The organism is uncultured Lutibacter sp. (genome assembly GCF_947493565.1).
Lineage (GTDB): Bacteria > Bacteroidota > Bacteroidia > Flavobacteriales > Flavobacteriaceae > Lutibacter > Lutibacter aestuarii.
In genome coordinates, this window is sequence record NZ_CANLRG010000006.1 from 151,482 (window position 1) to 177,808 (window position 26,327).

Here is a 26,327-nt window from a genome sequence, read left to right on the forward strand (position 1 = left end):
GTGTTCTGAAAACTAAAAAATTAAAAGAGAAAATTCGTTGATTTTTTTGTTCGTAGTGATAATATATCATATTGCAAATTTACAAGAATTTTGGAGAATAACCAATTTTAAGATGTTGAGTTTGTTAAAGCTCAAATTTCAATGCAAAAAAATAAACATAAAGTAGGGGGCTTAACTGAAAAAAAGAAGAGGCTGTAAAAACAGCCTCTTTGTAAATTATACCTTTTCTAAAATAGGGATTTTTATTTCAAAAAGTTCATTTTTTAAATGCTCTAAATCTTCTAATAAGGCATGTTTGTTTTCTGAAAATTTTGAAAATAATTGATGGTAATAATTGATACCATTATGCAAGTTATGTTGAAATGTTTTCAAATATTTTTCATTTTTTAACGTAAATGAATCTTTAAACTCTTCCACTTTGTTTGAAAAATAATTGACATACATTGCAAGTTCTTTTATAAACATATGTGGTCTATTGTTGGTGGTAATAATATTTGCTTTACCATAAATATGATGTACCATTTCTTTTAAGGTAACTTCTTTTGAAAAATAAGCCATATTTGGCCCTGGACAAATTGCAACACCTTGCGCTTCTCCTTTTTGCTCCATATCATATTCAATTAAAGCCGCATTGGATAAGCCTTCACATAAACATGCTTTAGTTGTAATTGCATCGCTCTTTTTTTTGTACTCTAGATTGCTTAAATTTTGAGTTTTTAATTCTTCTAACTTTATATTTTGATATTTTTTTGAAGCGGTACAAATTGGTTTTTTACTGTACTCCATGTTTGAAGCTAAAAACTTTTTAGGGCAAGAGCTACCAGGTTTATTTTTAGCAATTCGTTCATTTTTAAGAATTTCATTGGTATTTCCTTTTAAACTATTAAAGGGAACTCCTAATGGAGAAATATTGCTTAAATACAACTCTTTTTCTGTAGCTTTTTCTAAGGTTTTAATGGTTTCCTTATCCACGGTTGTTGCTTCTGGTACTAAAAGAAATGGAGATCCCCAACCAACAGAGTCTACGTTATAATTTTCTAATAAAAACTCATGTTCTTCAGAAGTTCCAACTCCTCCTTGAACTGTAATGTTAAGTTGCAAGGCTGTATTTGGAATTGTTTTGTTTTTACTTTTTAAAGCTTCAACTAAAACGGTGTAAATATCTTGTGCTAATGCTTTTTTATTATTTTTAAACTCCTCCAAAATGGGTCCCATTAAATATCCTTCTGAAGCAAAAGCATGACCTCCACAATTTAGCCCAGACTCAATTCTATATTCTGAAACCCATAGTCCTTTTTTAGCTAAAAACTTTCCTTGAATTAAAGCAGATCTATAATCACTAACTTTTAAAATAATTTTTTTCCTAATTGATCCTTCTTCAGAAGGGAAAAAGTCTTTAAAATTTTCAATATAGCTATAAAGTCTTGGGTTCATTCCTGCAGACAATACAATTGAGGATTCTAAATTACTATTCGCAAACCCTCTTAAAGCAGCATGAGCATCATTAAACTCAATTGGAAGCTGTTCATTTTTATGATAATTTGGTTTATCCAACTTCGTCATAATGTTAACATCTATACTTCCAGGCTTTAAATTGTTGTGAATCCAATTTTGTACATCTTCTTTAACCGTATTATTTTTAATAGTTTTAAAAAAGCTTTTCTTTATTTCAGAAAAATCAGGAAGCATTTCTATATACTTTTCTAGCTCACTACTTTTTTCCTCATAAGTGTTTTTAAGGTTTTCAAACTTATGTTTTACAATAGTATCAACAGTATTTAAGTAAGAGGTAATTCTCTTAGCTCTATAATCTTCTACTTTCATTGAAATTTCTTTATAAGGAATTTCAAATTTTTTAGAATAGTATTCATTCATTTTTTCAATAATTACATCATCTACAATTGAAATAACTGATGAAATACCATATTTTGCAATTTTAATAGGACTGTCTATTGTAAAAGCAAGCCCCATTACTGGTATATGAAATGTATGAGGATTGTTTTTATGTTGCATGTTATTATGTTTTTACGTTAACTGGCAAAAGTATAGAACTTAGATTTATTAAGTATGACGGTTGTCATATTTTAAGTCATTTTGCAAACTTTGCTTAAAGTTTTAACATAAGTTTTTGAATAAAAAAAGCCAGCTCACACAAGTTGAACTGGCTTCCCAATTTAATATATAAACTGGAGTTAGCTTCTTGATACACTTCCACCTGAAGAGGTGTTTTTATTAATATCGGTAGGATTTCCTTCATAATCAATGTCTCCACCGCTACTTGCTTTTGCTGTAAGTTTTTCAGTTACATTAATATCAATGTTGGCTCCACTGCTAGCATTTGCGTAGGCAACTTCTGCAACTAATTCATCAGCATCTATGGAGCTTCCACTACTTGCTCTTGCTGAAAAAGTATTTGTTTTACCAAATAAATCCATATTTGCTCCACTTGAGGTTTCACTAGTAACATCATCTGCATTTACATGAATTTTTATAGAGCTACCACTGCTAGAGTCTAAATCTAATGTTTGAACGTTTAAAGTGTTTTCAGATTTAACTGAAGCTCCGCTGGAGGTGTATATTCCTGAAATTTGTTTGGCAGTTAAGTATACATTACGTGCTTTTGCTCTGTACACATTTTTTTCAAAATAAACTTTTAATTCATTGTTTTTAACTTCTGTAATTAATAAATCTATAATGTTTTCATCAGCTTCTACAGATAAATCTGTTTTACTTCCTTGAGTTAAATATAAATTGATGCCTTGTTGAACTTTTATAGTTTCAAAATTAGAACTTATTTTTCTATCTTCAGACTGAACATTTCCATTACCTTTAATTCCATTAAATCCATCAATAAAGCAAGATGTTGTGGTAATTAAAAGAATAAATATTGCTGTAAGTTTAGTTAATGTTTTCATATTATAGTTTTTTAAGTTGTGTCAAAAGTATCTTTTAATGTTTTAAAGCTAAAAAGGAATTGGATGAATTGTATTTTTTTTAGTTTGAATTGTGATTATTTAATGATTACTCCATTTTGATTGATATTTACTTCTGCATCATTTTCACCATCATTAATTTTAAGCTCTACACCATTATTGTCGATATTTAATTTAAAATGTTCGTTATTTTTTTTATAATCATCTCCAAAAATACTTTCATCACAGTCTAAACATTCTAAACCATCTTCTGTCATTTTATAAAAGTGTTTTGGCATATCTCTATCATGAACATTTTGAATATTATCAACATCATCTAAATAAGTTCTTGTTGAGTGATCTAAGTATATTACAGAGTTTATAGGCAAATACACATCAATATTTATTAACTGATCTTTAAATCTATTTTTCATGTTAGATAAAAAGTAACCATTTAGCAATAAATTTTTATCATTTAAATTGAATTGATACTCAATAGCTTCAGCATCATTGTTGGCATTTAACCTATTTTTTCCTTCAGATTCTTTTCTAATTTTAACAAAGGCATTTAGTTTATCAGTTGCTTTAATGTCTAAATTAATTCTGGTTGAATATAGTTTTTGAACATCATTATCGTAAACAGTTTCTACATCATATCTTCTTCTCAATTCACTTCTATTAGATAAATTTTCATCACCAACCATTTTAATTTTAAGGGTATCGTTTTCAACAATTGTTAGTTCTTCTGTTTGCCTATGTACACCTTCAAAAGCAGTTTGTGTTGCAAAGTTAATTCCTGCAAAACCAAGTCCTAAAAGTGAAATAATCCATATACCTAATAAAGAAAGCTTTGTGGTAGTACTAAAAGATTTAACATTGCTAGAAAGTATTTTTAAGCCTAGCATAAATAATACTACAAATGGAATTCCAATGGCTATAAAAGTAAAAAGTATTAATAACCAAGATGGTATTACAGAATCGAAAAAGAAAGGAGGATAGTTCACATAATCATTACCAAACCCTAGTATTTCAAAACTTCCAATAGAAAATGCTCCAATAATTAATCCAATTAATGTGGATGCCGCAATAAAGATTAATAAAGCACCAATAAATTTTCCGAAAATATTAAAAATAGCGACTATAATTTTTCCAATAGTATCTACTATTTCATTAAAACCAGATTTGGCTTTGCTTTCTACGTTTTTTTTAAATTCAGAACTTTTAACCTTTTCAGTAGCTTGATTAACTCCTTCTTTTACTTTTGAAGAAACATCTTGAAATTCTTCTCTAATTTTTTTTTCAATATTGCTTATGTTTACTGGTTCACCTTTCATTTGAAGTTTTTCTGCTGTGGTTTCGGCTACTGGAATTAAAATCCATAATAAGAAATACACTAAAAATCCTACACCAAACCCGAAAGCTAAAACCAGCCATATAATACGCATCCAAATGGCTTCCATTCCAATATAATGCGCTAAACCAGAACAAACACCACCTAAAAATTTATCATCTCCATCTCTAAATAGTTTTTTGTTCGATTTTCTTGGTCTATATGTTGGTTCATCCTCAAAAATTTCTTCGTCTACTAAATAATCTTCAGGTTTCCCCATTATTTTAGTAATCTCGTCAATGTCGTTTTCATTAACAACTTGACGCTCGTCTTTTACTCTTTCAGAAAGCAATTCTCCAATTCTATGCTCAATGTCATTTAAAATTTCATCTCTACCTTGAGGATCGTCACTTAAAGATCTTCTTATTGCATCTAAATACAGTTTCAGTTTTTGATAAGCTAGTTCATCAATATGAAAAAAGATGCCTCCTAAATTTATATTTATTGTTTTGTTCATTTTTCTGTTGGTTTATTGGTAGTTACTAAGTTTACTGCTTCTACAAGTTCACTCCAAGTTGTATTTAATTCTTTTAAAAATAATTTACCTGTTTCTGTTAAGGCATAATATTTTCTTGGGGGTCCTGATGTTGATTCCTCCCAGCGATAGCCGAGTAAACCAGCATTTTTTAATCTAGTTAATAATGGGTACACAGTTCCCTCAACAACTAGTAATTTTGCATCTTTTAGCTGCGATAAAATTTCAGAAGTATAAGCGTCTCCATGTTGTAAAATGGAAAGTATACAGAATTCTAAAACCCCTTTTCGCATTTGTGCTTTTGTGTTTTCTATCTTCATAAGTTGAGATTTTTTTATTGGGTGAATATCGAACTATTTTATAAATTGAATAGTTAAGGGATATTTATAATATTCATTGTTATTTACTTTTAAAGCTGCTTGAATAATTAAAACAAATCTTACAATACCTAATATTACGACTACCGAAATGCCACCAAAAATTCCGAAAAAATTTGGAAAATGGAAAAATGAGGTAGAGAATATACTTAAGCCTAAAATAAATGTGTATAGTAAAAAGCTTAAATTAAAATTTACGGCTTCTCTTCCTTGTTCATCTAAATATGCACTTTCATCTTTTTTAACTTGCCAAAAAATTAAAGGTGCAATAACGCCTCCTAATGGAAAAAAATAACTTGCAAATGCTGAAATGTGAATTAAAAATGCACTGCTACTTTCATTTTTTGAGTTCATAATTGTGTAATCGTTTAGTTTCTTATGCAAATATATGGATAAAAAATAGTATTATGCAAAACATAGTACTGTATTTTAACTTTTTTTTAACAAAATAAATAATTTTTAAGTTTATTAATTTTAGTTAACTTGTTCAAAAATTAATAGTACATGTAAATGGAAGTAACTGTAAAAAAAATGAATAGATTTTTAATGTTTAAACTCCCTTCAGCTTTTTTATGTGGAGTTAAACTTAAAGAATTAGAATTAACAAAAGCAGTTGTAACTGTTACTTATAGGTGGATTAACCAAAACCCATTTAAATCTATGTATTTTGCAGTGCAATCAATGGCTGCTGAACTTTCTACAGGAGCTTTAGTAATTAAAAAAATAAGAGAAAGTGGAAAGCCAATATCTATGTTGGTTACTAATCATTCAGGAAAATTTACAAAAAAAGCCGTTGGGAAAATTACATTTACTTGTATGGATGGAGAGGCAATTGAAAAAGCTTTAACGAAAACTATTGAAACAGGTGAAGGGCAAACTATTTTAATGAAATCAATTGGCATTGATGAAAGTGGAGAACAAGTTTCATTATATGAATTTGAGTGGAGTGTAAAGCTTAAACAAAAAAGTTTAAACAAATAAAGATCTATATTTAAATAATTAAAAACATACTATAATGAATGCACATGAAATAGATTATCATATTCATGGAGAAGAAATGCAATATGTAGAAATAGAGTTAGATCCACAAGAAGGAGTGGTGGCAGAATCAGGTAGTTTTATGATGATGGGTGATAGTGTAAAAATGGATACTATTTTTGGGGATGGCTCTAATCAAAATGAAGGAGTTTTAGGTAAATTATTTTCAGCAGGGAAAAGGTTGCTTACTGGAGAAAGTTTATTTATGATCGTTTTTTCTAATGTTGGTATTGGGAAGAAAAAAGTGTCTTTCGCAGCTCCATATCCAGGTCAAATAATACCCATAGATTTAAGTGAATTAGGTGGTAAGTTTATTTGCCAAAAAGATTCATTTTTATGCGCTGCAAAAGGTGTTTCGGTAGGCATTGAATTTTCAAAAAGATTGGGCAGAGGTTTATTTGGAGGAGAAGGATTTATTATGCAAAAATTGGAAGGTGATGGAATGACTTTTGTTCATGCAGGTGGAAATATGAGTAAAAAAATACTTCAATCAGGTGAAATTTTAAAAGTAGATACAGGTTGTGTGGTTGGATTTACAAAGGATGTAGATTATGATATAGAATTTGTTGGTGGAATTAAAAATACAGTTTTTGGGGGTGAAGGTTTATTTTTTGCTACTTTAAAAGGGCCAGGGACTGTTTACATACAATCGTTACCTTTTAGTAGGTTGGCTGGAAGAGTTTTAGCTTTAGCACCTCAAACTGGTGGAAAAACTAGGGGAGAAGGTAGTTTATTAGGTGGAATTGGAAATATATTAGATGGAGATAATAGAATTTAAAAAAAAACCGAAGCCTAGGCTTCGGTTTTTTTTTTAAACTTCTAAAGTTTCTAACTCTTTATAGTTTTTATTTAATTTCCTTAGCAAAATTCCATAAACAAATTTGTAATACAACCATAATAAACCTATCATAATTAACAAACCTACAATTTGAGCAATCAACATAATGTAGAAAAATTTAGTTTCATTAATTTCTAGATGTTTTGGGTTCATAACTTCATTTAAAAGAGTCGAATCAGAAAACATAATAATGTTGACAATGATTGATAAAATAACAGTCATTATAATATTGTAATATACATAGTAATTGACGGTTTTACGAGTTTTAATAATTTTTTTCATTAATAAACTCGTAGAATCTATAACGCAAATAGAATTATAGTTTTTATAAAACAAATAAATAAAAACGACAACAACTGCATAATGTAAAATATTAGATATTTTTAAAAATGCTTTTACATGCAATTTTTCATAAATTGTAAAAAAGCTTTCAGGAATTAATAAATTTATAAATCCCCAAAATAAAAATTCGGCAATACAAATAACAAAAATCCACTTTACAATTGAAGATGATTTTTTATGGATTATTTTATAAATCTCGTTATATGATAATTTTGGATAGGAGCTCTCCTGCTTTTTCCAGTCTTTTTTTAATAAATCTAACTCATCCATTTTTAAGGATTTAAAATTGTTCTTAAGCGCGTTTTAATTCTATTCATTTTCACTCGTGCATTCACTTCAGAAATACCAATGGTATCTGAAATTTCTTTATAGCTCTTATCTTCTAAATACAAGAATATTAATGCTTTATCAATATCAGATAGTTGATGAATTGCTTTGTACATTAATTTCAATTGTTCTTCTTCAGTATCATCATATTTTGTGGATTCAATTTTATGCAATACTGTGTCAAAATCTTGAGTTTGGATGCTTCTTTTAGATTTTCTATAAAGCGTAATGGCCGTATTTAAACCAATTCTATACATCCAAGTTGTTAACTTTGAATCTCCTCTAAACTTTGGATATGCTTTCCATAGTTGAATAGTAATTTCTTGAAACAAATCATTGTGAGCTTCTTGATTGTTAGTATAAATTCTACATACTTTATGAATGATATTCTGATGTTTCTGAAATTCAGAAATAAATTTATGTTCTAGTTCTTTAGTCACAGGTTTTGTTTGGTTCAACTAATAAGTATACAATTGATAAAGTTTGTTACAAATTTTGATAAAAATAAAAAAAGCAACTCATTATGAGTTGCTTTTAAAAGATAAATAGTTTCAACTATTGCTCTGTTTTTTTAATATTCTTTATAAATTCATTAAGCTCTAAACCATATTTTGATTTTTTTACTTTATTAGATAAAGAATTATTGATGGTATCCAGTAATTTTATATTTGCGTTATATAGTTCAGTTAATGCAATATAAGGAGCTACTTCACTTTCTCCGTGGCTTACTGCAAAATTAGTTGTAAAATAGTATTTACGTTTTAATAAGTTGTTGTTTTGGACATCAATTTCAGCTAGTTTGGCAGTGTCATTGTTTTTGCTTGCTTCAAAATTTTCTTTAATTAAATCTAGTTGCTTTCCATTAAATTTTTGAATCATAGCTTTGTATTCTTCTAATAAATCTTGAGTTTTAGAACCGGTAATTTTAGCACCTAACGTAAATTTTGACAATTTTGATGTTACTGTAATTTCACCTTTTTCAGCAAAAAAAGAAATTCTTTCATCAGTTATTTTATCTAAAGAAATAAAATAAATTTCTGGATGTTCTATTTCATCAGTAAGAATAAAATTTTCATTTCCATTTAATTGAACAGAATCTACAGCAACCAATAAGGTATCAACGTATTTTTGTAAGTACAACGTTCCTTTTTTTAAACCAGCAATGTTCCCTTTAACAATTAAACTTCCTTCTTTTTTTGTAGTACAAGAAAAAAGAAATAACCCAATGATAAGGTAACTAAGTAATTTTTTCATCTTTAAATTTTTAAGCGCGCTAATATATTTATATTTTATGATTTAACTAACGGTTGGAGCTACAATTCTCATTAACTCTGCAGTAAGCATGGCTCCATAGGTTCCAACTACGTACCCAAAAACGGCTAATAATACACCAACAGTTGCAAGTGAAGGGTGAAATGCAGCTGCAACAACAGGAGCTGAAGCGGCACCACCAATATTGGCTTTACTTCCTACGGCTAAGAAGAAATAAGGAGCTTTAATTAATTTAGCAACGATAATTAATATTAAAACATGAATAGCCATCCATATTAAACCTACTACAATTAATCCAGGATTGTCTAAAATTTTAGTCAAATCCATTTTCATACCTATAGTGGCTACTAAAATGTAAATAAATACGCTCCCAATTTTACTTGCACCTGCACCTTCATATTCTTTTAATTTAGTGAATGAAAGTAATATTCCTAAAATAGTAGCGATGGTAATCATCCAGAAAAATTGTGAACCAAATGAAGATAATACAGATGTTTTATCACTAACAGCTTCAAAATTAGCAATTAAAAAGTTTGAAATAGTATTGGACCCCCAATGTGAGACACCTACAACTACAAACGCAATTCCTAAGATTACCATAAAGTCAGCTAAAGTTGGATTTCTACTTATTTTAGAAGCATAACTAGAAACTTTTTCTTTTAAAGTTTCAATGGCTGAAGTATCAGCTTTCAACCATTTGTCAATTTTTTCAGATTTTCCAATACCTAACAGTAAAATAGCCATCCAAATATTAGCAACCACAATGTCAACAATTACAAAGCTTGCATAATTTTTAGTATTAAATTGATAAATTTCTAACATCGCTGCTTGATTGGCTCCACCGCCAATCCAACTGCCTGCCAATGTTGACAAACCTCTCCAAACAGCATCGGGACCAGCACCTCCAACTGTTTCTGGAGAAACCAAAGAAACCAATAAAATGGCAATAGGCCCACCAATAATAATGCCTGCAGTTCCGGTTAAAAACATAATTAATGCTTTTGGTCCTAAATTAAATACCGCTTTTAAGTCAATACTTAAAGTCATTAGAACCAATGCTGCAGGTAATAAAAATCGACTAGCCACATAGTATAATTGAGATTTATGCTTTGTAATTTCACCAGCTTCATTTACAGTTTGCCATTCTGGAGAAATAATTCCTGTGGTGGTAAAAAAGGCTGGCATCATATAAGCCATTAATAGTGCGGGAATATATTTGTAGAATTTTTTCCAGAATTTGGTTTCACTTGTAGAAGTATAAAAAACGAATCCTAAGGTTAGCATTAAAATTCCGAAAACAATAGTGTCTTGAGTAAAAAAGGGTGTCGTATCCATGTAAAATTTTAAGTTTTGGCTAATTTAACATTTTTTATGAATTTTTTAGGTAAAAAATGTGCTTTTGGATGCTTATATTTGTTGGAAATTTTTAAAAATAAAATGGAGATTTTTTTTTGATTTTCATTTAATAAAACAATCAATTAAATTCAAATGAAACGTATACAACTTTATTTATTATTAGCATTATTTGTAGTTTCCTGTAAAACAGTTCAAAACAATGGAGCAGTAGCACAAATTAATGAAGTTACAACAGTTCCAGATACCAGAGAAATTCAAGGAGGTATGTGGATTCCTTCTTTATTAGAAGGAATGAATGAGCAAGAAATGAAACTTTTGGGGAGTAAAATGACTGCCAAAGATATTTATGATGTAAATAATTCCAGTTTAAAAGATGCTATTGTACATTTTAATGGAGGATGTACTTCGGAAATTATTTCTCCAAATGGACTATTATTAACTAATCATCATTGTGGATATGGAGCAATTCAATCACACTCATCTGTTGAGCACGATTATTTAAAAGATGGTTTTTGGGCTAAAAGTTATGATGAGGAGTTGGCTAACCCAAGTATGTCAGTTACTTTTATTAAAAGAATTGATGATGTTACTACTGAAGTTTTAGAAGGAGTGACCGAAGATATGGACGAAGCTGCTAAAATGAAAATCATCAATCAAAATATTTTGAAAGTTGCTAAGGCTGCACAAAAAGAAACTTGGCAAGATGCAAATGTCAAATCATTTTATAAAGGCAATCAATATTTACTATTTGTTACAGAAGTTTTTAAAGATGTTCGTTTAGTTGGAGCTCCGCCTTCATCTATTGGTAAATATGGAGCCGATACCGATAACTGGATGTGGCCACGTCATACTGGTGATTTTTCAATGTTTAGAATTTATGCAGATGCTAACAATCGTCCAGCTGCATACTCTAAAGATAACGTGCCGTATAAACCAAATCATTACTTACCAATATCTTTGGATGGAGTTGAAGAAGGTGATTTTACTTTAGTATTTGGCTTTCCTGGAAGAACAAATGAATATTTACCTGCTGTTGCAGTAGATCAAATAGTTAATGTGCTAAATCCGGCTAAAATTGAAGTACGTGAAAATGCGTTAAAAATTATTGATTCTTATATGCGTAAAGATCCTGCAATAAAAATTCAATACGCATCAAAATATGCTTCAACAGCAAATTACTGGAAAAAATGGATTGGAGAAAATCAAGGAATTGAAAAATCGAATGCAATTGCAAAAAAGCGAGAACTTGAAGTTGAGTTTACCAACATTGTTAAAGAAAAGGATTTGGTAGGCTACCAAACACTACTTTCAGATTTTGAGAATCTATATAAAGAAATAGAAAAAGTTTCTTTAGCACGCGATTATTGGATTGAAGTTGCTTATAGAAACGTAGAATTGTTAGGCATTACTTTTAGAGCATTTCAATTGGAGCAAGCTTATTTAAGAGGTGGAGAGCAAGCATTTGAAAATTTAAGAGCTTCAGGTATAAATAGATTGGAAGGTACTTATAAAAATTATAGTCCAGTTGTAGATAAGCTAGTTTTTGAAAAATTAACGCAATTATATGCAGAAAAATCTCCAAAAGAGTATTTGCCATCAACAATGGTTGACGTTGACTTTTCAGAAATTGCAAAAGAAATTTATGCAACTAGTAAATTAACTTCGTTAGAAGGTGCCAAAGAATTATTAGAGGGAACAGGTGAAGAGGTTATTAAAAAGTTAAATGCAGATAAAGGATATTTGTTTGGAAAAGAATTGCACACTATTTTTTACACCAAATTAGAGCCTAAGTTTCAACAATTAAACCTTCAAATTGAAGCAGTTCAAAAAAAATATATGAAAGCTTTAATGGAAGTGTTTCCAAATAAAAGATTTTTTCCAGATGCCAATAGTACATTGCGTGTAACTTATGGTCAGGTAAGTGGTTATAAACCAAAAGATGGGGTTTATTATAATACCACAACATATTTAAAAGGAGTGATGGAGAAATATGTGCCTGGAGATTATGAATTTGATGTTCCTCAAAAGTTACAAGAATTATATAAAACAAAAGATTATGGTCCATATGGTGAAAATGGTAAAATGCCAGTTTGTTTTATTGGAACCAATCATACTACTGGTGGAAACTCAGGTAGCCCTGCAATTGATGCACATGGAAATTTAATTGGTTTAAACTTTGACCGTGTTTGGGAAGGAACTATGAGTGATATGAATTACGATCCTGATATTTGTAGAAATATAATGGTAGACATTCGTTATGTGTTATTTATTGTTGATAAATATGCAGGTGCAAAAAATCTAATAGATGAGATGACTTTAGTTCATCCAAAAAAATAAATTCAATCAATTAAATAATGAGAAATATTAAATTTTATGTTTTATTAGCGATAGCGTTTATATCGTTAAATTCAATTGCACAAGTATCACAAAAAGTAGATACGCGTAAAATTCAAGGAGGTATGTGGATTCCTTCCTTATTAGAAGGAATGAATGAACAAGAAATGAAATTGTTAGGTAGTAAAATGACTGCCAAAGATATTTACGATGTAAATAATTCTAGCTTAAAAGACGCTATTGCACATTTTGGAGGAGGTTGTACCTCAGAAATTATTTCGCCTAATGGGTTGTTACTTACCAATCACCATTGTGGTTATGGAGTAATTCAGTCACATTCATCTGTTGAACATGACTATCTAAAAGATGGTTTTTGGGCAATGAGTTATGAAGAAGAATTACCAAACGAAAGTCTAACGGCTACTTTTATTAAAAGAATTGACGATGTTACCGAAGCTGTTTTTGCTGGCGTAACTGATGATATGGACGAAGCTGCAAAAATGAAGATCATCAATCAAAATATTTTAAAAGTTAATAAAGAAGTAGAAAAAGAAGAGTGGCAAGATTCTTATGTGAGATCTTTTTATAAAGGAAATCAATATTTACTATTTGTTACAGAAGTTTTTAAAGATGTTCGTTTAGTTGGAGCTCCTCCATCATCAATTGGTAAGTTTGGAGCAGATACCGATAACTGGATGTGGCCACGTCATACAGGAGATTTTTCAATGTTTAGAGTGTATGCTGATGCTAACAATCGCCCTGCTACATACTCTAAAGATAATGTTCCTTATAAACCAAATCACTATTTACCAATTTCTTTAGATGGTGTAGAAGAAAATGATTTTACCTTGGTGTTTGGTTTTCCTGGAAGAACAAATGAGTATTTACCTGCAGTAGCTGTAGATCAAATTGTAAATGTGCTAAATCCTGCTAAAATTGAAGTAAGAGACAATGCTTTAAAAATAGTAAATACATTTATGCGTAAAGATGCTGATATTAAAATTAAATATGCATCAAAATATGCTTCAACAGCTAATTATTGGAAAAAATGGATAGGTGAAAATCAAGGAATTCATCAAACAAAGGCGATTCAGCATAAGCTTGATTTAGAAAAGGAGTTTTCTAAAATAGTAGCAGAAAAAGATTTAAATGGTTACCAAACTTTACTATCAGATTTTGAAAAGCTTTATAAAGAAATAGAAAATGTTTCTTTAGCACGTGATTATTGGATAGAAATAGCTTATAGAAATGTAGAACTTTTAGGAATTACCTTTAGAGCATTTCAAATTGAACAGGCCTATTTAAGAGGAGGTGAACAAGGTTTTGAAAATGCAAGAAAAAGTATTTTAAGTAGACTAGAAGGTACCTACAAAAATTATAGTCCGGTTGTAGATAAACCAGTTTTTGAAAAATTAACGGCTTTATATGCCGAAAAGTCACCAAAAGAATACTTGCCATCAAATATGGTTGGGGTTAACTTTTCAGAAATTACAAATGAAATTTATGCAAGTACTAAATTAACTTCGTTAGAAGGGGCTACAGAATTATTATCTGGAAGCTCAGATGAGGTAATTAAAAAACTAAATGCAGACAAAGCTTATACTTTTGGAAAAGAATTACACACTATTTTTTACACCAAATTAGAGCCTAAGTTTCAACAATTAAATCTTCAAATTGAAGCAGTTCAAAAAGAATATATGAAAGCTTTAATGGAAGTGTTTCCAAATAAAAGATTTTTTCCTGATGCTAACAGTACGTTAAGAGTTAATTATGGAATGGTACAAGGTTATGAGCCTAAAGATGGAGTTTATTATACTGCTAAAACCTATTTAGAAGGTGTGATGGAGAAATATGTACCAGGAGATTATGAGTTTGATGTACCTCAAAAATTACAAGATTTATATAAAACAAAAGATTATGGACCATATGCTGAAAATGGTAAAATACCTGTAAATATTTTATCTACAAATCATATGACAGGTGGAAATTCTGGAAGTCCAATTGTAGATGCTCATGGTAATTTAATAGGTTTGGCTTTTGATACTACTTGGGAAGGAACGATGAGTGATCTTTATTTTGATGCTGATATAGTAAGAAGTATCATGGTTGATATTCGTTATGTATTATTTATTGTTGATAAGTATGCAGGGGCTAAAAACCTAATTGAAGAAATGACTTTAGTTCATCCAAAAAAATAAAGTCAAACTAGATTTTAATAAAAAACTCCAAACTTTTGCTTGGAGTTTTTTTTGTTTAAAATTAAACTTTAGTCTAATATTTTGGTTGATAACTTAATTGAATTTCCCAATCAAATTTTTCATTAGGTTGTAAAGTTAACAGTCCATCTTTATTGTTAAAGCTATTTGGGGCACAAGTCATAGGTTCTATAGCTATACTTTTTCTATGTGGCGGTGTATATACTTGTAAGTAACTTTCCTTTTCTTTTGAAGAAAATTCTAAATTGAAATCATACTCTAAAGTTTTAAAATTTGTTGCAGGTTTATTAATAATAAAGCAATCATCTAAAAAAGTTGTTCCTATCTTTAATGGAGTTTGATGTTTTAAAGGAGTTTTAGAACTAGGAATCATTTGTTCATTAAAGAGATATTGATGTGTTGCATTAAAATCTAACACGCTTTCAGTAATATTATTGGTTTTAAAATAAGGATGCCAACCTATACCAAAAGGAAAGGCTTCATTGCCGCTATTTAACACAGCAAAATTCAAACTCATTTTATAACGAGTGAAAATGTAGTTTATTTCAAAATTATAGGAAAATGGAAAGCCTAAAGTGGTACCTTTATTAGAATAGTGTAAAGTAACGGAAGCTTTATCATTGCTAACGTTATCATTTTTTAGCGTAAAATGTGTGTTATAAATGCAACCATGTAAGCTGTTATTTAGTGAAGTTTCATTAATGTTTAATTTGTGCTTTTTCCCTTTAAATTCATAGATTCCATTATGGATTCTATTTGGAAATGGAAATAAGATAGATGATTTGTATGTAGATTTGTAATCGTTTAACCCTTTCTCACTGTTTGAAATACCGTCAATTAAATCTATTTCATTACTGGATAATTTTTGCAGTGAAGCTCCTAAATTAGGATAAATGATAGCTTTAAATTTTAATGCGGTATTGGTAATTATTAGTTGATTTAATAGAGGATTTTTATGTTTAATATTAGTTATCTGATACATTGTTTTTTTTGTTAGAGGATTTTGGTAAGCGTTTAGCATCTTTAAGACATTTGTTTAGCATCCACTCTAACTGTCCGTTAGTAGACCTAAACTCATCAGCAGCCCACTTTTCAATGGCTTTTAACATATCTTCATTTATTCTTAATGCAAATGCTTTTTTCTTTGACATTATTTACTTTTCTATTTTTTTATAAATATTAAAATTGTATCAATTAGTTTTTTCATAACAGGGAGTTCTGGATTCGAGTATGAAAGCATATTTTCATTAATATCTCCTTTAATTTCTTTAAAGAGATGATTCATATTATCAATTAAATGTAACTCAGAATTTTTAGCAGCTTTGTGTAATAATTCAGCATCTATATTTTTAACTTGAATATCTTTTGAACCATTAATAATTAATGTAGGAATTGTTAGCTTTTCAATTTCTTTTTGTGGGTGGTATTGTAACCAGGAAATTAAAAAAGGCTGTACTTGCTTGTTGAAAAGCGAAGTTAACATAGGATTGAATTTTTCTACAGTATTTCCTTTTTTTAATTCAGTTACAATTTTTTGAGTTTCTTCTTTTAAATAAGGAGCTTGTAGCTCAATTTGTTCAACCAAAATTTCATCTAAAGGCCTTCCAGCTCCTTCTAAAGAAATAAAAGCATCGGCTTTATTTTTAGAAGCTACCATTCCTACGAGGCTGCCTTGACTATGTCCAGCAACTATTATTTTAGCATAAGTATTGGAATTTTTAAAGTAGTCGATAACACTTTTTGCTTCTTCAATAAAAGTTTCAAAGGATAATGAATCAATTTTTTCTTTGTCGCCTTTGGTAAAAGATAGTACACTTTTATCATATCTATAAGTTGCAATATTTTCTTTAGTCAATTCCTCCGCTAAAAACTTTAAAGAATTATTTTTCATCACTGAATTATTGCCATTTCTATCAGTAGGTCCAGATCCAGGAATTAAAATAATTAATACTTTCTTATTTTTTGAATTTGGAAGTAATAATGTTCCATTGATGGTTGCTGAATTTGTTAAAATATTCAATTCAGTTTCAGTGTAATTTTTATCTTGAGCAAAGCTTAAAGATGAAATTAAAATTAGAAATAGTAGTATCACATTATTTTTAATCATAAGCTGCTTTTTTATTATAAGTATTTAAAACTCGTTGAAGTTCCTCTTTTTTTTGAGTGCCAATTAAAATTTTATCACCATTATTTAACTCTAATTGAAGTCCAATATTCCCTTTTGTTGTATAAGATTTCCCTTTATTTTTACGTAAAATTGATTTCATTCCCCAACCTCCAAATTCAAAAATAGCATCATAACGTCTAATGTATAAATTGGAAATTGTATTCCAAGGAATCACTTTAAATGATCTATGAAATGGATAAAAGATTCCATGTTCATCAATTCTTGTTTTTAATTTTAAATTTAGAAAAAGCAGTATTACTAAAAGCACTATAATTACCCCGCTTAGAGCTGTTAATTTTTCTGTTAGGTTACTTTGTGATATAGTTTCTAGCCTAACAATAACTGAAACAATAGCTCCAATTACAGCAATAGCTAAACCTATAATAACTAGAGGTTGTGTAAATTTTTGTTCTTCAATGAAAACTTTCATGCCTTATTTGTTCTTTGTAATATAAGCTGCCGCAAAAACAATTCCAACACCAATACCTAATGCAATATTATTTAAAGCAATTCCTAAAGCTGTTCCAATGGCAACTCCAATAGCAATTCCTTTAGAGGATTTTGTAATTTTTTTCATTACCTATTTTTATCTCGTTCTAATACTGCCTTAGCAATATTTCCAGTTTGTCCATACCCTACACTAATAACATGCCAGCCTTGAGACGCATATTTGTTAAATAAATCTTCAAAGGTTTTATCTTTGTAGGACCAAATACTTTTGGGTTTAATTATTTTATATTCTTTCATAAGTTTTTGTTTAGTTCAATAATAAAGCTAAGGAGCTTGTAATATAAATTAAAAGTTGAATTAATAAAATAATCATGGTTTTAATGGTTTAAAGTCCCTGTATTAACAATTGGAGTAGTGTCTTTATCAGAACATAATACCACCATTAAATTACTAACCATTGCTGCTTTGCGTTCTTCATCTAAATCCACAATTTCATGTTCACTTAATTTTTCAATAGCCATTTCTACCATACCAACTGCACCTTCAACAATTTTATGTCTTGCCGCAATTATTGCAGTTGCTTGTTGACGTTTTAACATTGCGTTTGCAATTTCTTGTGCATAAGCTAAATATCCAATGCGAGCTTCTAAAACTTCAATTCCAGCCATATCTAAACGTTCGGCAAGTTCTTCTTCTAGGGCTTCACTCACTTCATTAACACTAGCTCTTAAAGTAATTTCTTCATCTTTTCCATCATCTTCAAAATTATCATAAGGATATAAACTTGCTAGCTTTCTTACAGCTGCATCAGATTGAACTCTAACAAAGTTTTCATAATTATCTACATCAAATGCAGCTTTAAAAGTGTCTTTTACTTTCCAAACAAGTATGGTACTTATCATTATTGGATTTCCTAGCTTGTCGTTCACTTTTACACGTTCGCTATCAAAATTACTAGCTCTTAAAGAAACGCTTCTTTTTTTGTACAATGGATTTGCCCAATAAAATCCATTTTCTTTTACAGTACCTATATATTTACCAAAAAGGAGTATGACTTTTGAAGTATTTGGATTTACTAAAAAGAATCCGGGTAATGTAAGTATTGTTAAAAAAATAGAGGGTAATATTATCCATATATTTCCATTAATAATACCTGTGATAATTCCTGCGATGAAAGCCAAAAAAAGGAATAACATAAAATAGCCATTTGAAACTTTTATTATTTTTTCTTGTGTCATGATGTAATTTTATTTGATGTTAAAATGATATCATAAAGATATAAAATTATTTTTAGTATTTGCAAATATTTCACCAACTTTATTTTTTATCTTAGCCAAAAATAATTTATAATGAAAACATTAAGACAACTCTATATTTTCTTAGCATTTACAATTACATTTTTCACACTAAATGCAACTAATTATCCTGATTGGGGAGCAACAGGTCATAGAACAGTAGGAAAAATTGCAGAAGATTATTTAACAAGTAAAACCAAGAGAAAAATTGCCGATTTGTTAAATGGTCAAAGTTTAGCTTTGATATCAACTTTTGGTGATGATATTAAATCCGATGAGCGTTATAGAAAATTTTCTTCTTGGCATTATGTAAACAAGCCTATTGGGGTTAATTATGAAGACTCAGAAAAAAATCCTTATGGAGATTTAGTGGTGGGAATTACTACTTGTAAAAAAAATATTTTAGATAAAAATACTACTAAAGATGATAAAGTTTTTTATTTAAAAATGTTAGTGCATTTAATAGGCGATCTTCATCAACCTATGCATGTTGGAAGAAAAGAAGATAAAGGAGGAAATACTTTACAAGTTCGTTGGTTTAATGATGGTACAAATTTACATTCGGTTTGGGATTCGAAAATGATCAATCATTTTAATATGACTTATACGGAATTGGCTAAAAATTCCCCAAAAATTTCAAAAGAGCAGGTGAAATTTTTACAAAAAGGAACTATTGTAGATTGGGTAAATGAAACTCAAAAATATGCTGTTGAGGTTTATAATTCTACTGAAGTTGGAGAAAAGTTAGGCTATAGATATATGTATGATCACTTTGAATTAACAAGAAGTCAATTACAAAAAGGAGGAATTAGATTGGCTAAAGTGTTAAATGATTTATTTAAATAAAAGAGGATTGAAGTATGAGAATTTTTTTATTGATTGGATTTTTTTTAGTCTTTCAAATAAGTTTTACACAAATTAAGAATAAAAATCATGCAACTAAAGTTAGTTATAAACAGTACAATAATGGTAAAATAAATGAAAAATCTAGTGTTTCGTTTATTTATATGGATAATGTAGTTTATTTATCAGCTTCAAATGATAAGGTACGTAGTTATATCGATTTTGAAAATGGGCAAAATGTTGATATAATGAAATATAATGAATCATTATATAAAACAATAACTTCTTTTGATAAACTTGGTAAACCAAAATTTTTAAATGAAGAAGAAACTATTGAAGGATATAAATGTAAAAAAGCGCTATTTTCAGCTTTTTCAAATAAAATTGAAGTTTGGTATACAGAAGAAAGTCCAATAAAAGGATCTCCATATAAAAACTATTTACCTAGTAAAAATGCTTTTGTTTTAAAAATAGTAATAAATGGAAATAGAGAGCTAAGAGTAAATGAAATTAAAGAATTAAAGGAGCAACAGAAACTTAATTTTCCAATAAATGATGCTAAGGAAATTACACAGGCTGAATTTGAAGAATACAAAATAAAATCTCGATATGTAACCTTTCCAATATTTGAGAATGAAACGATAAATTTTGACCCTTCAATTAAAACAACTTCAGTTGATGGAGCTGATGATGGTAAAACGTTGCGATTTTCAAATGGGACAGTAATTTTAAAAAAAATTAAGTTTCCAAAAGAGGTTAAAAAAAATGCACAGGTGTATGCTAAGCTAACAAATATTTCTAATGGAGATGCTTATGACAGAACAGGAACCGTTTTTATTCTTCCAGTAAAACAAATAAAAAAAACATTATTAGATGGCTTAGTCTCAGGTATTGATAAATTGCCAAAATATTTTGATAATGACAAAAAAGAGTATCAAGGAATAGTTAGTGATGAAGCTTATGACACACCTATTGAAATTATGAGATTTTTTACTTCTTTTGGAGTAGGACACTTTAATAATTTAAGAGTTATTAATAATTACCCTTGGAAAAATTCTGTAACTTACAAACAAGATATCACCACTTTAATTCCAACAGATCAAGAAGAAATTTGGGTGGGAGTTTTTATTGGTAATTATGATAAAGGAGGCCATAAGGTTAGCTTAGAATTTAATTATTATCCTTCTTGGGAAGAAAATAAAGAAATTAAAAGATGGATTCAACCAGCATTTAGCACCTTAAATGTTATGGAAATGTCTGGTCAAAATTATGGACGTTTGTTTAAAAATGATACTTTAAAAGCAGTTGTAACGATACCAAAAAATATAAAGAATCCTCAATTGTTATTTACTTCAACTGGACACGGAGGTTGGGGTGGAGGAGATGAGTTTAACCAAAAGTTAAATGAAATTTTTATTGATGGTAAACTAGTATATAGCGTGGTGCCTTGGAGAACCGATTGTGCTACCTATAGATATAGCAACCCCGCGTCTGGAAATTTTTTCAATGGATTATCGTCAAGTGATTTGAGTAGATCAAATTGGTGCCCAGCAACATTGACACCTCCGTATATTATTCCATTACATAATTTAGAGCCTGGAACGCATACTATAGAAGTGGTAATTGATCAGGGAGATGATGAAGGGTCAAGTTTCAGTCATTGGAATGTTTCTGGAATTTTGATAGGTGAAAAACAATTAAAATAAGTTGTAATTTATACATTATAGGTATTCCACCTACGTTTTTCTCTATTTAAAAACGAGATAAACTTAGTTGGAGTTTCTATTTTAAGATGAATTGTTTTAAATGTTTTTGGGTGTAGGAAAGAAATTTCTGAAGCGCATAAAAATAATCCTTTCCCTTTATAAAGAGTTTTGCTGTTTCCATATAATTTATCTCCTAAAATAGGATGTCCAATAGAGGCTAAATGAATTCTTATTTGATGAGTTCTTCCTGTTTTAGGAAATACTTTTAAACAAGTTAAATAATTATATTTTAAAGACTTTTCAACTTTTATAATTTCAAAATTTGTTTCCGCTAGTTTATTTTCAATAGGGGTGTTAATTAGTTGACTTGCGTGTACTTTACCTATAACTATAGTGCAATATTTTTTTTGAATGGTATGATTGGAAAATTGTTTCCCCAATTCAATTTGAGCAGTTTTTGTTTTAGCTACTAGTAAAATTCCTGAAGTTTGATTGTCTAACCGATGTAGAGGAGTTGGTTTATAAAGAGCATCAGGGGCTTTGCTTTTTTTTAAATTGTAAGGTAAAGCATTAAACACGGTTTTAAATTTATTACCACTTACAGTAATTCCTGCTGGTTTGTTTATTGCAGCTATATGTTCATCTTCATAAATAACTTCAAAATCGTACTCAAATACTTTAGGTTTAATTTCAAGATTTTCAACCAATTGAATTACCTGACCATAATTTACCCAAGTTCCAGTTTGTGCAATTTTACCATCAGCTAAAAAAAGCCCTTTTTTTATAGCTTTTTTAATTCCACTATTTGATGGAATAAATTTATTAAAAACCTTAGGGGCATAATCTTGTAATCGAATGTTTTCAATTTCTTTTGGAACTTTATGCGTATAAATAGTTTTAATAATTGGTTAATTTAAGTTAGTTTTTGTGCGGCTTTATAATAAAGACGATATTAAAACAGAAAAGTTACAGTTAAAAGTATTTTAGTTTTGCTAATAAAATGTTAAAAAACAGTGAATTATAACTTAAAGTAAGTTGTTTTTATACAAGATTTCAATGATTTCCTTATAATCGAAAGATAAATTTAATTTGATAGCTTTTTCGTAATTAAACCAATTAAAGTCTAAAACTTCCTCTTCTTGAATTTTAATTTGACCACTCCAATTTCCTAAAAAACGATAATATTTTCGGTCTTGCCAAATGCCTGTTTTTATAATTGAAGTTGGCGAAAAGTCTAAATTACATTCTTCTTTCACTTCTCTAATTACATTTTGTTCTGCAGTTTCATTTTTTTCAGCTCTTCCACCTGGACAACCCCAAAAACCTGGATAGTTTTCTGTATAATTAGAACGTTGAAGTAATAATATTTTTTTTTCTTGAAGTATGATTCCTGAAGCTGCTAATATCATCATTTAAATTAACGGTGAATAACACCTAATGTTGCTGTTTGTCCTGTAGCTAAATTCCATTCTTTAGATGAAATTAAATTTCCATTGGCATCATATAAACTAACTTCAGCGGTATTAGGACCAGAAAACCCTTGATTTAATGCTTGAAAATCAATACGATTATAGCCTTCATCTAAATTAATATAGTACACATAATAATTTGCTTTTAAACCAATATTATCACTAACTACTTTTTCATTTACGTAAATTCTAATTCTATCTCCATCAACATAACTATAATCTCTACACTCAACTTTTACAGTTTTAGTTTTACTATTTACAGTTCCCAAGCTAAAATTACTAACTAATTTTTGATGAGTTACATCTTTACCTTGAAAGTATTTTTTTGTAATAATATCTCTATCCTCGGGTAATGTTTCCATTAAAAAATTGGCATGTGATTTAGATGGATTTGAATTTAGTTTTTTATTTACAGCATTAGTGTTTAACTTTTTATCAATGTTTAAATTAAAGTTTACTGGAGGATTAGCTTTGGTAACTGGAAATTTAGCTTTTAATTGATTGGTGTTTTTAAGGATTCCTTTTGATGTTTCATCCGTAATTTTTGAGTGTACTTTTGTAGTATCACTTTGTGCAAATATGTTTCCTCCACTTAAATATATTAAGAAACTAAATAGAAAATATTTTATAAAATTATTCATTGATAAAATTTATAGTACAAAGCTGCAAAAAAAATGCCAACTATTTTAAATTACGGATAAAAATACTAAAAATGAAACGTTGTAATTAATAGTATTTTAATAATTGTTTGTTAAAACTATAAATAAAAAAAGCCACTATAATTAGTGGCTTTTTTATACTAAAATTAATTTATTTAATCATTTGGAAACTACGCTTAATAAAATTTGTTAGCTCTTCTCCTTTTAATAAGTTTTGAGAAAGTCTAGCTAAATCAAAAGCTTGTTTTATTAAACGCTCTTGTTTTTTGGAAGTTTTGGTGTTTAAAATTTCACTTACCAATTCATTATTAGTGTTTACAACTAGATTATACATTTCAGGGAAATTTCCCATTCCCATCATTCCTCCACCTCCTGTGGCTTGCATTTCTTTCATTCTACGCATAAATTCTGGTTGCGTAATAATAAAAGGGTTGGCATTAGAATCCATAGCTTCTAGTTGAACGGTGTAGGTTTCTTTTGGAATTGCATTTTCAATAATTGGTTTTAATGTTTCTTTTTCTTCATCAGAAAGTTTACTTATTTTATCTTCATCCTTTTTGATTAAATTATCAATATGATCAGCATCAACTCTTACAAATTGAATGTTTTCTTTGCTGCCTTCTAATTTTTGAATTAAGTGAGAAACAATTGGAGAATCTAACAATAAAACTTCATAACCTTTGTCTTTTGCAGCGTCAATATAGCTGTGTTGAGTTTTAACATCAGAAGCATATAAAACAATTAATTTATTGTCTTTATCAGTTTGAGCGGGTTTAATTTTTTCTTCTAATTCTGAAAAAGTAAAATATTCTTTATCTACCGTAGGGTACAATGCAAATTTGTCAGATTTTTCAAAGAATTTATCCTCAGAAAGCATTCCATATTCAATAATTACTTTAATGTCATCCCATCTTTCTTCAAATGACTTTCTATCGTTTTTAAATAAACTGATAAGTTTATCAGCTACTTTTCTAGTGATATATCCTGAAATTTTCTTAACAGCACCATCTGCTTGTAAATAAGAACGAGAAACATTTAGCGGAATGTCTGGAGAGTCAATTACCCCTCTAAGCATTTGCAAAAAGTCTGGTACAATTCCTTCCACATTATCCGTAACAAATACTTGATTTTGGTATAGTTGAATCTTATCTTTTAATGGATCTACACTTTTACTTAATTTAGGGAAGTATAAAATACCTGTTAAATTAAATGGATGATCAACATTTAAATGGATATGAAATAATGGATCTTCAAACTGCATTGGGTACAATTCTCTGTAAAATGAAGTATAATCATCATCTTTTAACTCTGTTGGTTTTTTGGTCCAAGCTGGGTTTGGATTGTTAACAATATTGTCAACGGTAATTTTTTCAGGTTCAGCACCTTCTTTTGCATCTTTAGGTAAAGGTAAAGTTTCTTCTCGTGTTCCAAATTTTATTGGAATAGGCATAAACTTGTTGTATTTATTTAACAACTCGTTTATTTTAGAATCTTCTAAGAATTCTAAAGATTCATCATCAATATGTAAAACAATCTCAGTTCCTCTTTCACCTCTTTCAATTTCCTCTAAAGTATATTGAGGACTTCCATCACATTCCCAACGAACAGCTTTCGAGTCTTCAGCAAATGATTTTGTGAAAATTTCTACTTTGCTTGCTACCATAAATGAAGAGTAAAAACCTAATCCAAAATGACCAATAATTCCTGAATCTTCAACTTTGTCTTTATACTTTTCAACAAACTCTTCTGCACCAGAAAAAGCGACTTGGTTGATGTATTTTTCTACTTCTTCACCAGTCATCCCAACTCCTTGGTCAATAATTCTAATTTCTTTGTTTTCTTTGTCAATTTTAATTTCAATAATTGGATTACCAATATCTCCTTTTATTTCACCTAAAGTAGAAAGATGTTTAAGTTTTAAAGTTGCATCTGTTGCATTTGAAATAAGCTCACGTAAAAATATTTCGTGATCTGAATACAAGAATTTTTTAATAATAGGAAAAATATTCTCTGCCGTTACATTAATATTTCCAGTTGCCATATTTTTTAATTTTTTAATTTATTATTAACGCTAGTTATTTGTCAAATAAAGTACCAAAATTTCAATTATGACAAAGTGACACTTTTTATGTAGCCTATATTTTTATATTTTTTATTGATGTTAATTTTTTAAGCAATGTAATTTGTAAGCTAATTTACCGTACATTCGTTCAAGAATGTCAATAGAACGCAAAGTAAGATTAATTGAACAGATGTTTGGTTGTCTTGAGCAGGAAATAACAACATTTAAAAAGCAATTTGATATGCAATGTGTTTCAGGTTGTGGTAAATGTTGTACTAAGCTAGACGTAGAAGCTTCACCATTAGAGTTTTTACCTTGGGCTTTTTATTTATTTTTAAATGATAAAGCTGAAGAAGTTTTAAGAGAATTAAATCATAAATCAACTACAATTTGTCATATTTATCAGCCTTTATCACTAACAGATAGTAGTAGTGGAAGTTGTGGAGAGTATCGTTATAGAGGTTTAATATGCAGGCTTTTTGGTTATGCAGCCGTAAAAGATAAATATGGACAACTAAGGTTAGCAACATGTAAAATTTTAAAAGAAAGTCAGCCACAAAATTATCAACAAGTTATTGATGCTTTAAAAAATAAAGCTTCAATTCCTGTTTTTACAGATTACTATATGCAGCTTTCTCAAATTGATTTCACACTAGGAGCTACCATACTTCCAATTAACAAAGCTTTAATTAGAGCCATTGAAGAGGTTTTAAGTTATTATGCTTACAGACCAATACCAAGAAGATTTAAAAAGATAGCCTAATGATAATTTATAATAATTACTTATTTTTATTGAAAG

27 protein-coding genes are annotated in these 26,327 nt (G+C 29.1%); 7 read left to right on the forward strand and 20 right to left on the reverse strand.

What is annotated here, in order from left to right:
- Positions 1-216: 216 nt before the first annotated feature.
- The 5 genes from Q0714_RS09190 to Q0714_RS09210 form a co-directional block, all read right to left on the reverse strand.
- A complete protein-coding gene (locus Q0714_RS09190; RefSeq protein ID WP_298264415.1) occupies positions 217-2,013 on the reverse strand; it encodes a hypothetical protein in 1,797 nt (598 codons plus the stop codon).
- A 179-nt stretch (positions 2,014-2,192) separates the two neighbouring features.
- Positions 2,193-2,915, reverse strand: coding sequence for a head GIN domain-containing protein (locus Q0714_RS09195; protein ID WP_298264416.1), 723 nt, complete (start codon positions 2,913-2,915; stop codon positions 2,193-2,195).
- A 95-nt stretch (positions 2,916-3,010) separates the two neighbouring features.
- Complete coding sequence (locus Q0714_RS09200; RefSeq protein WP_298264418.1) at positions 3,011-4,759, reverse strand: PspC domain-containing protein; 1,749 nt, start codon at positions 4,757-4,759, stop codon at positions 3,011-3,013.
- Entirely contained in the window at positions 4,756-5,097 is a 342-nt protein-coding gene (locus Q0714_RS09205; protein ID WP_298264419.1) for a PadR family transcriptional regulator, read from the reverse strand. The genes Q0714_RS09200 and Q0714_RS09205 overlap by 4 nt, the downstream gene beginning before the upstream one ends.
- 33 nt (positions 5,098-5,130) lie before the next feature.
- Positions 5,131-5,508, reverse strand: a complete 378-nt coding sequence (locus tag Q0714_RS09210) for a DUF4870 domain-containing protein (RefSeq protein ID WP_298264420.1) — start codon at positions 5,506-5,508, stop codon at positions 5,131-5,133.
- A gap of 156 nt (positions 5,509-5,664) precedes the next feature.
- Between Q0714_RS09210 and Q0714_RS09215 the strand changes: the two genes are divergently transcribed.
- Positions 5,665-6,135 (forward strand): DUF4442 domain-containing protein, encoded by a 471-nt coding sequence (locus Q0714_RS09215; protein WP_298264421.1) that lies wholly within the window; start codon positions 5,665-5,667, stop codon positions 6,133-6,135.
- 34 nt (positions 6,136-6,169) lie between these two features.
- The gene (locus tag Q0714_RS09220; protein WP_298264422.1) at positions 6,170-6,970 is read left to right on the forward strand and encodes a TIGR00266 family protein; all 801 of its coding nucleotides are present in this window, start codon (positions 6,170-6,172) and stop codon (positions 6,968-6,970) included.
- Between the two features lie 33 nt (positions 6,971-7,003).
- Here the strand turns inward: Q0714_RS09220 and Q0714_RS09225 are convergent, their stop codons facing one another.
- The 4 genes from Q0714_RS09225 to Q0714_RS09240 form a co-directional block, all read right to left on the reverse strand.
- Positions 7,004-7,642: a hypothetical protein gene (locus Q0714_RS09225; protein ID WP_298264423.1), complete on the reverse strand. Its 639-nt coding sequence runs from the start codon at positions 7,640-7,642 to the stop codon at positions 7,004-7,006.
- A 2-nt stretch (positions 7,643-7,644) separates the two neighbouring features.
- A complete protein-coding gene (locus Q0714_RS09230) occupies positions 7,645-8,139 on the reverse strand; it encodes a sigma-70 family RNA polymerase sigma factor (RefSeq protein WP_298264424.1) in 495 nt (164 codons plus the stop codon).
- A 115-nt stretch (positions 8,140-8,254) separates the two neighbouring features.
- Complete coding sequence (locus Q0714_RS09235; RefSeq protein WP_298264426.1) at positions 8,255-8,953, reverse strand: DUF4369 domain-containing protein; 699 nt, start codon at positions 8,951-8,953, stop codon at positions 8,255-8,257.
- A 42-nt stretch (positions 8,954-8,995) separates the two neighbouring features.
- A complete protein-coding gene (locus Q0714_RS09240) occupies positions 8,996-10,306 on the reverse strand; it encodes a DUF819 family protein (protein ID WP_298264428.1) in 1,311 nt (436 codons plus the stop codon).
- A gap of 153 nt (positions 10,307-10,459) precedes the next feature.
- Between Q0714_RS09240 and Q0714_RS09245 the strand changes: the two genes are divergently transcribed.
- Positions 10,460-12,664, forward strand: coding sequence for a S46 family peptidase (locus Q0714_RS09245; RefSeq protein ID WP_298264429.1), 2,205 nt, complete (start codon positions 10,460-10,462; stop codon positions 12,662-12,664).
- A 17-nt stretch (positions 12,665-12,681) separates the two neighbouring features.
- Positions 12,682-14,859 carry a S46 family peptidase gene (locus Q0714_RS09250; protein WP_298264430.1) on the forward strand — a complete coding sequence of 726 codons (2,178 nt, stop codon included), beginning with the start codon at positions 12,682-12,684 and terminating at the stop codon, positions 14,857-14,859.
- A 73-nt stretch (positions 14,860-14,932) separates the two neighbouring features.
- On the opposite strand, the gene Q0714_RS09255 is transcribed toward Q0714_RS09250, so the two are convergent.
- From Q0714_RS09255 to Q0714_RS09285, 7 genes are all read right to left on the reverse strand, one after another.
- Positions 14,933-15,859, reverse strand: a complete 927-nt coding sequence (locus tag Q0714_RS09255) for an aldose 1-epimerase (RefSeq protein ID WP_298264431.1) — start codon at positions 15,857-15,859, stop codon at positions 14,933-14,935.
- Positions 15,843-16,028 (reverse strand): Arc family DNA binding domain-containing protein, encoded by a 186-nt coding sequence (locus Q0714_RS09260; protein ID WP_298264433.1) that lies wholly within the window; start codon positions 16,026-16,028, stop codon positions 15,843-15,845. The genes Q0714_RS09255 and Q0714_RS09260 overlap by 17 nt, the downstream gene beginning before the upstream one ends.
- An 11-nt stretch (positions 16,029-16,039) precedes the next feature.
- Positions 16,040-16,984, reverse strand: coding sequence for an alpha/beta hydrolase (locus Q0714_RS09265; protein WP_298264434.1), 945 nt, complete (start codon positions 16,982-16,984; stop codon positions 16,040-16,042).
- Entirely contained in the window at positions 16,977-17,474 is a 498-nt protein-coding gene (locus Q0714_RS09270; RefSeq protein ID WP_298264435.1) for a hypothetical protein, read from the reverse strand. Before Q0714_RS09270 ends, Q0714_RS09265 begins: the two co-directional genes overlap by 8 nt.
- Before the next feature lie 3 nt (positions 17,475-17,477).
- Positions 17,478-17,621 (reverse strand): hypothetical protein, encoded by a 144-nt coding sequence (locus Q0714_RS09275; protein ID WP_298264436.1) that lies wholly within the window; start codon positions 17,619-17,621, stop codon positions 17,478-17,480.
- Entirely contained in the window at positions 17,621-17,791 is a 171-nt protein-coding gene (locus Q0714_RS09280) for a DUF4177 domain-containing protein (protein WP_298264437.1), read from the reverse strand. Before Q0714_RS09280 ends, Q0714_RS09275 begins: the two co-directional genes overlap by 1 nt.
- 80 nt (positions 17,792-17,871) lie before the next feature.
- Positions 17,872-18,732, reverse strand: a complete 861-nt coding sequence (locus tag Q0714_RS09285) for an SPFH domain-containing protein (protein ID WP_298264438.1) — start codon at positions 18,730-18,732, stop codon at positions 17,872-17,874.
- Between the two features lie 111 nt (positions 18,733-18,843).
- Between Q0714_RS09285 and Q0714_RS09290 the strand changes: the two genes are divergently transcribed.
- Positions 18,844-19,635: a S1/P1 nuclease gene (locus Q0714_RS09290; RefSeq protein WP_298264439.1), complete on the forward strand. Its 792-nt coding sequence runs from the start codon at positions 18,844-18,846 to the stop codon at positions 19,633-19,635.
- Positions 19,636-19,649: 14 nt separating this feature from the next.
- Positions 19,650-21,338 (forward strand): PNGase F N-terminal domain-containing protein, encoded by a 1,689-nt coding sequence (locus Q0714_RS09295; RefSeq protein ID WP_298264440.1) that lies wholly within the window; start codon positions 19,650-19,652, stop codon positions 21,336-21,338.
- An 8-nt stretch (positions 21,339-21,346) separates the two neighbouring features.
- Here the strand turns inward: Q0714_RS09295 and Q0714_RS09300 are convergent, their stop codons facing one another.
- The 4 genes from Q0714_RS09300 to htpG all read right to left on the reverse strand — a co-directional run bounded on the left by Q0714_RS09300 (position 21,347) and on the right by htpG (position 25,507).
- A complete protein-coding gene (locus tag Q0714_RS09300; protein ID WP_298264442.1) occupies positions 21,347-22,045 on the reverse strand; it encodes an RluA family pseudouridine synthase in 699 nt (232 codons plus the stop codon).
- 318 nt (positions 22,046-22,363) lie between these two features.
- Positions 22,364-22,750 (reverse strand): NUDIX hydrolase, encoded by a 387-nt coding sequence (locus Q0714_RS09305; RefSeq protein ID WP_298264443.1) that lies wholly within the window; start codon positions 22,748-22,750, stop codon positions 22,364-22,366.
- 5 nt (positions 22,751-22,755) lie between these two features.
- Entirely contained in the window at positions 22,756-23,448 is a 693-nt protein-coding gene (locus tag Q0714_RS09310) for a hypothetical protein (RefSeq protein ID WP_298264444.1), read from the reverse strand.
- A 169-nt stretch (positions 23,449-23,617) separates the two neighbouring features.
- The gene (gene htpG, locus Q0714_RS09315) at positions 23,618-25,507 is read right to left on the reverse strand and encodes a molecular chaperone HtpG (RefSeq protein ID WP_298264446.1); all 1,890 of its coding nucleotides are present in this window, start codon (positions 25,505-25,507) and stop codon (positions 23,618-23,620) included.
- A 175-nt stretch (positions 25,508-25,682) separates the two neighbouring features.
- On the opposite strand from htpG, the gene Q0714_RS09320 reads away from it, so the two are divergent.
- Positions 25,683-26,291 carry a YkgJ family cysteine cluster protein gene (locus Q0714_RS09320; protein WP_298264448.1) on the forward strand — a complete coding sequence of 203 codons (609 nt, stop codon included), beginning with the start codon at positions 25,683-25,685 and terminating at the stop codon, positions 26,289-26,291.
- The last annotated feature ends 36 nt before the right edge of the window (positions 26,292-26,327 follow it).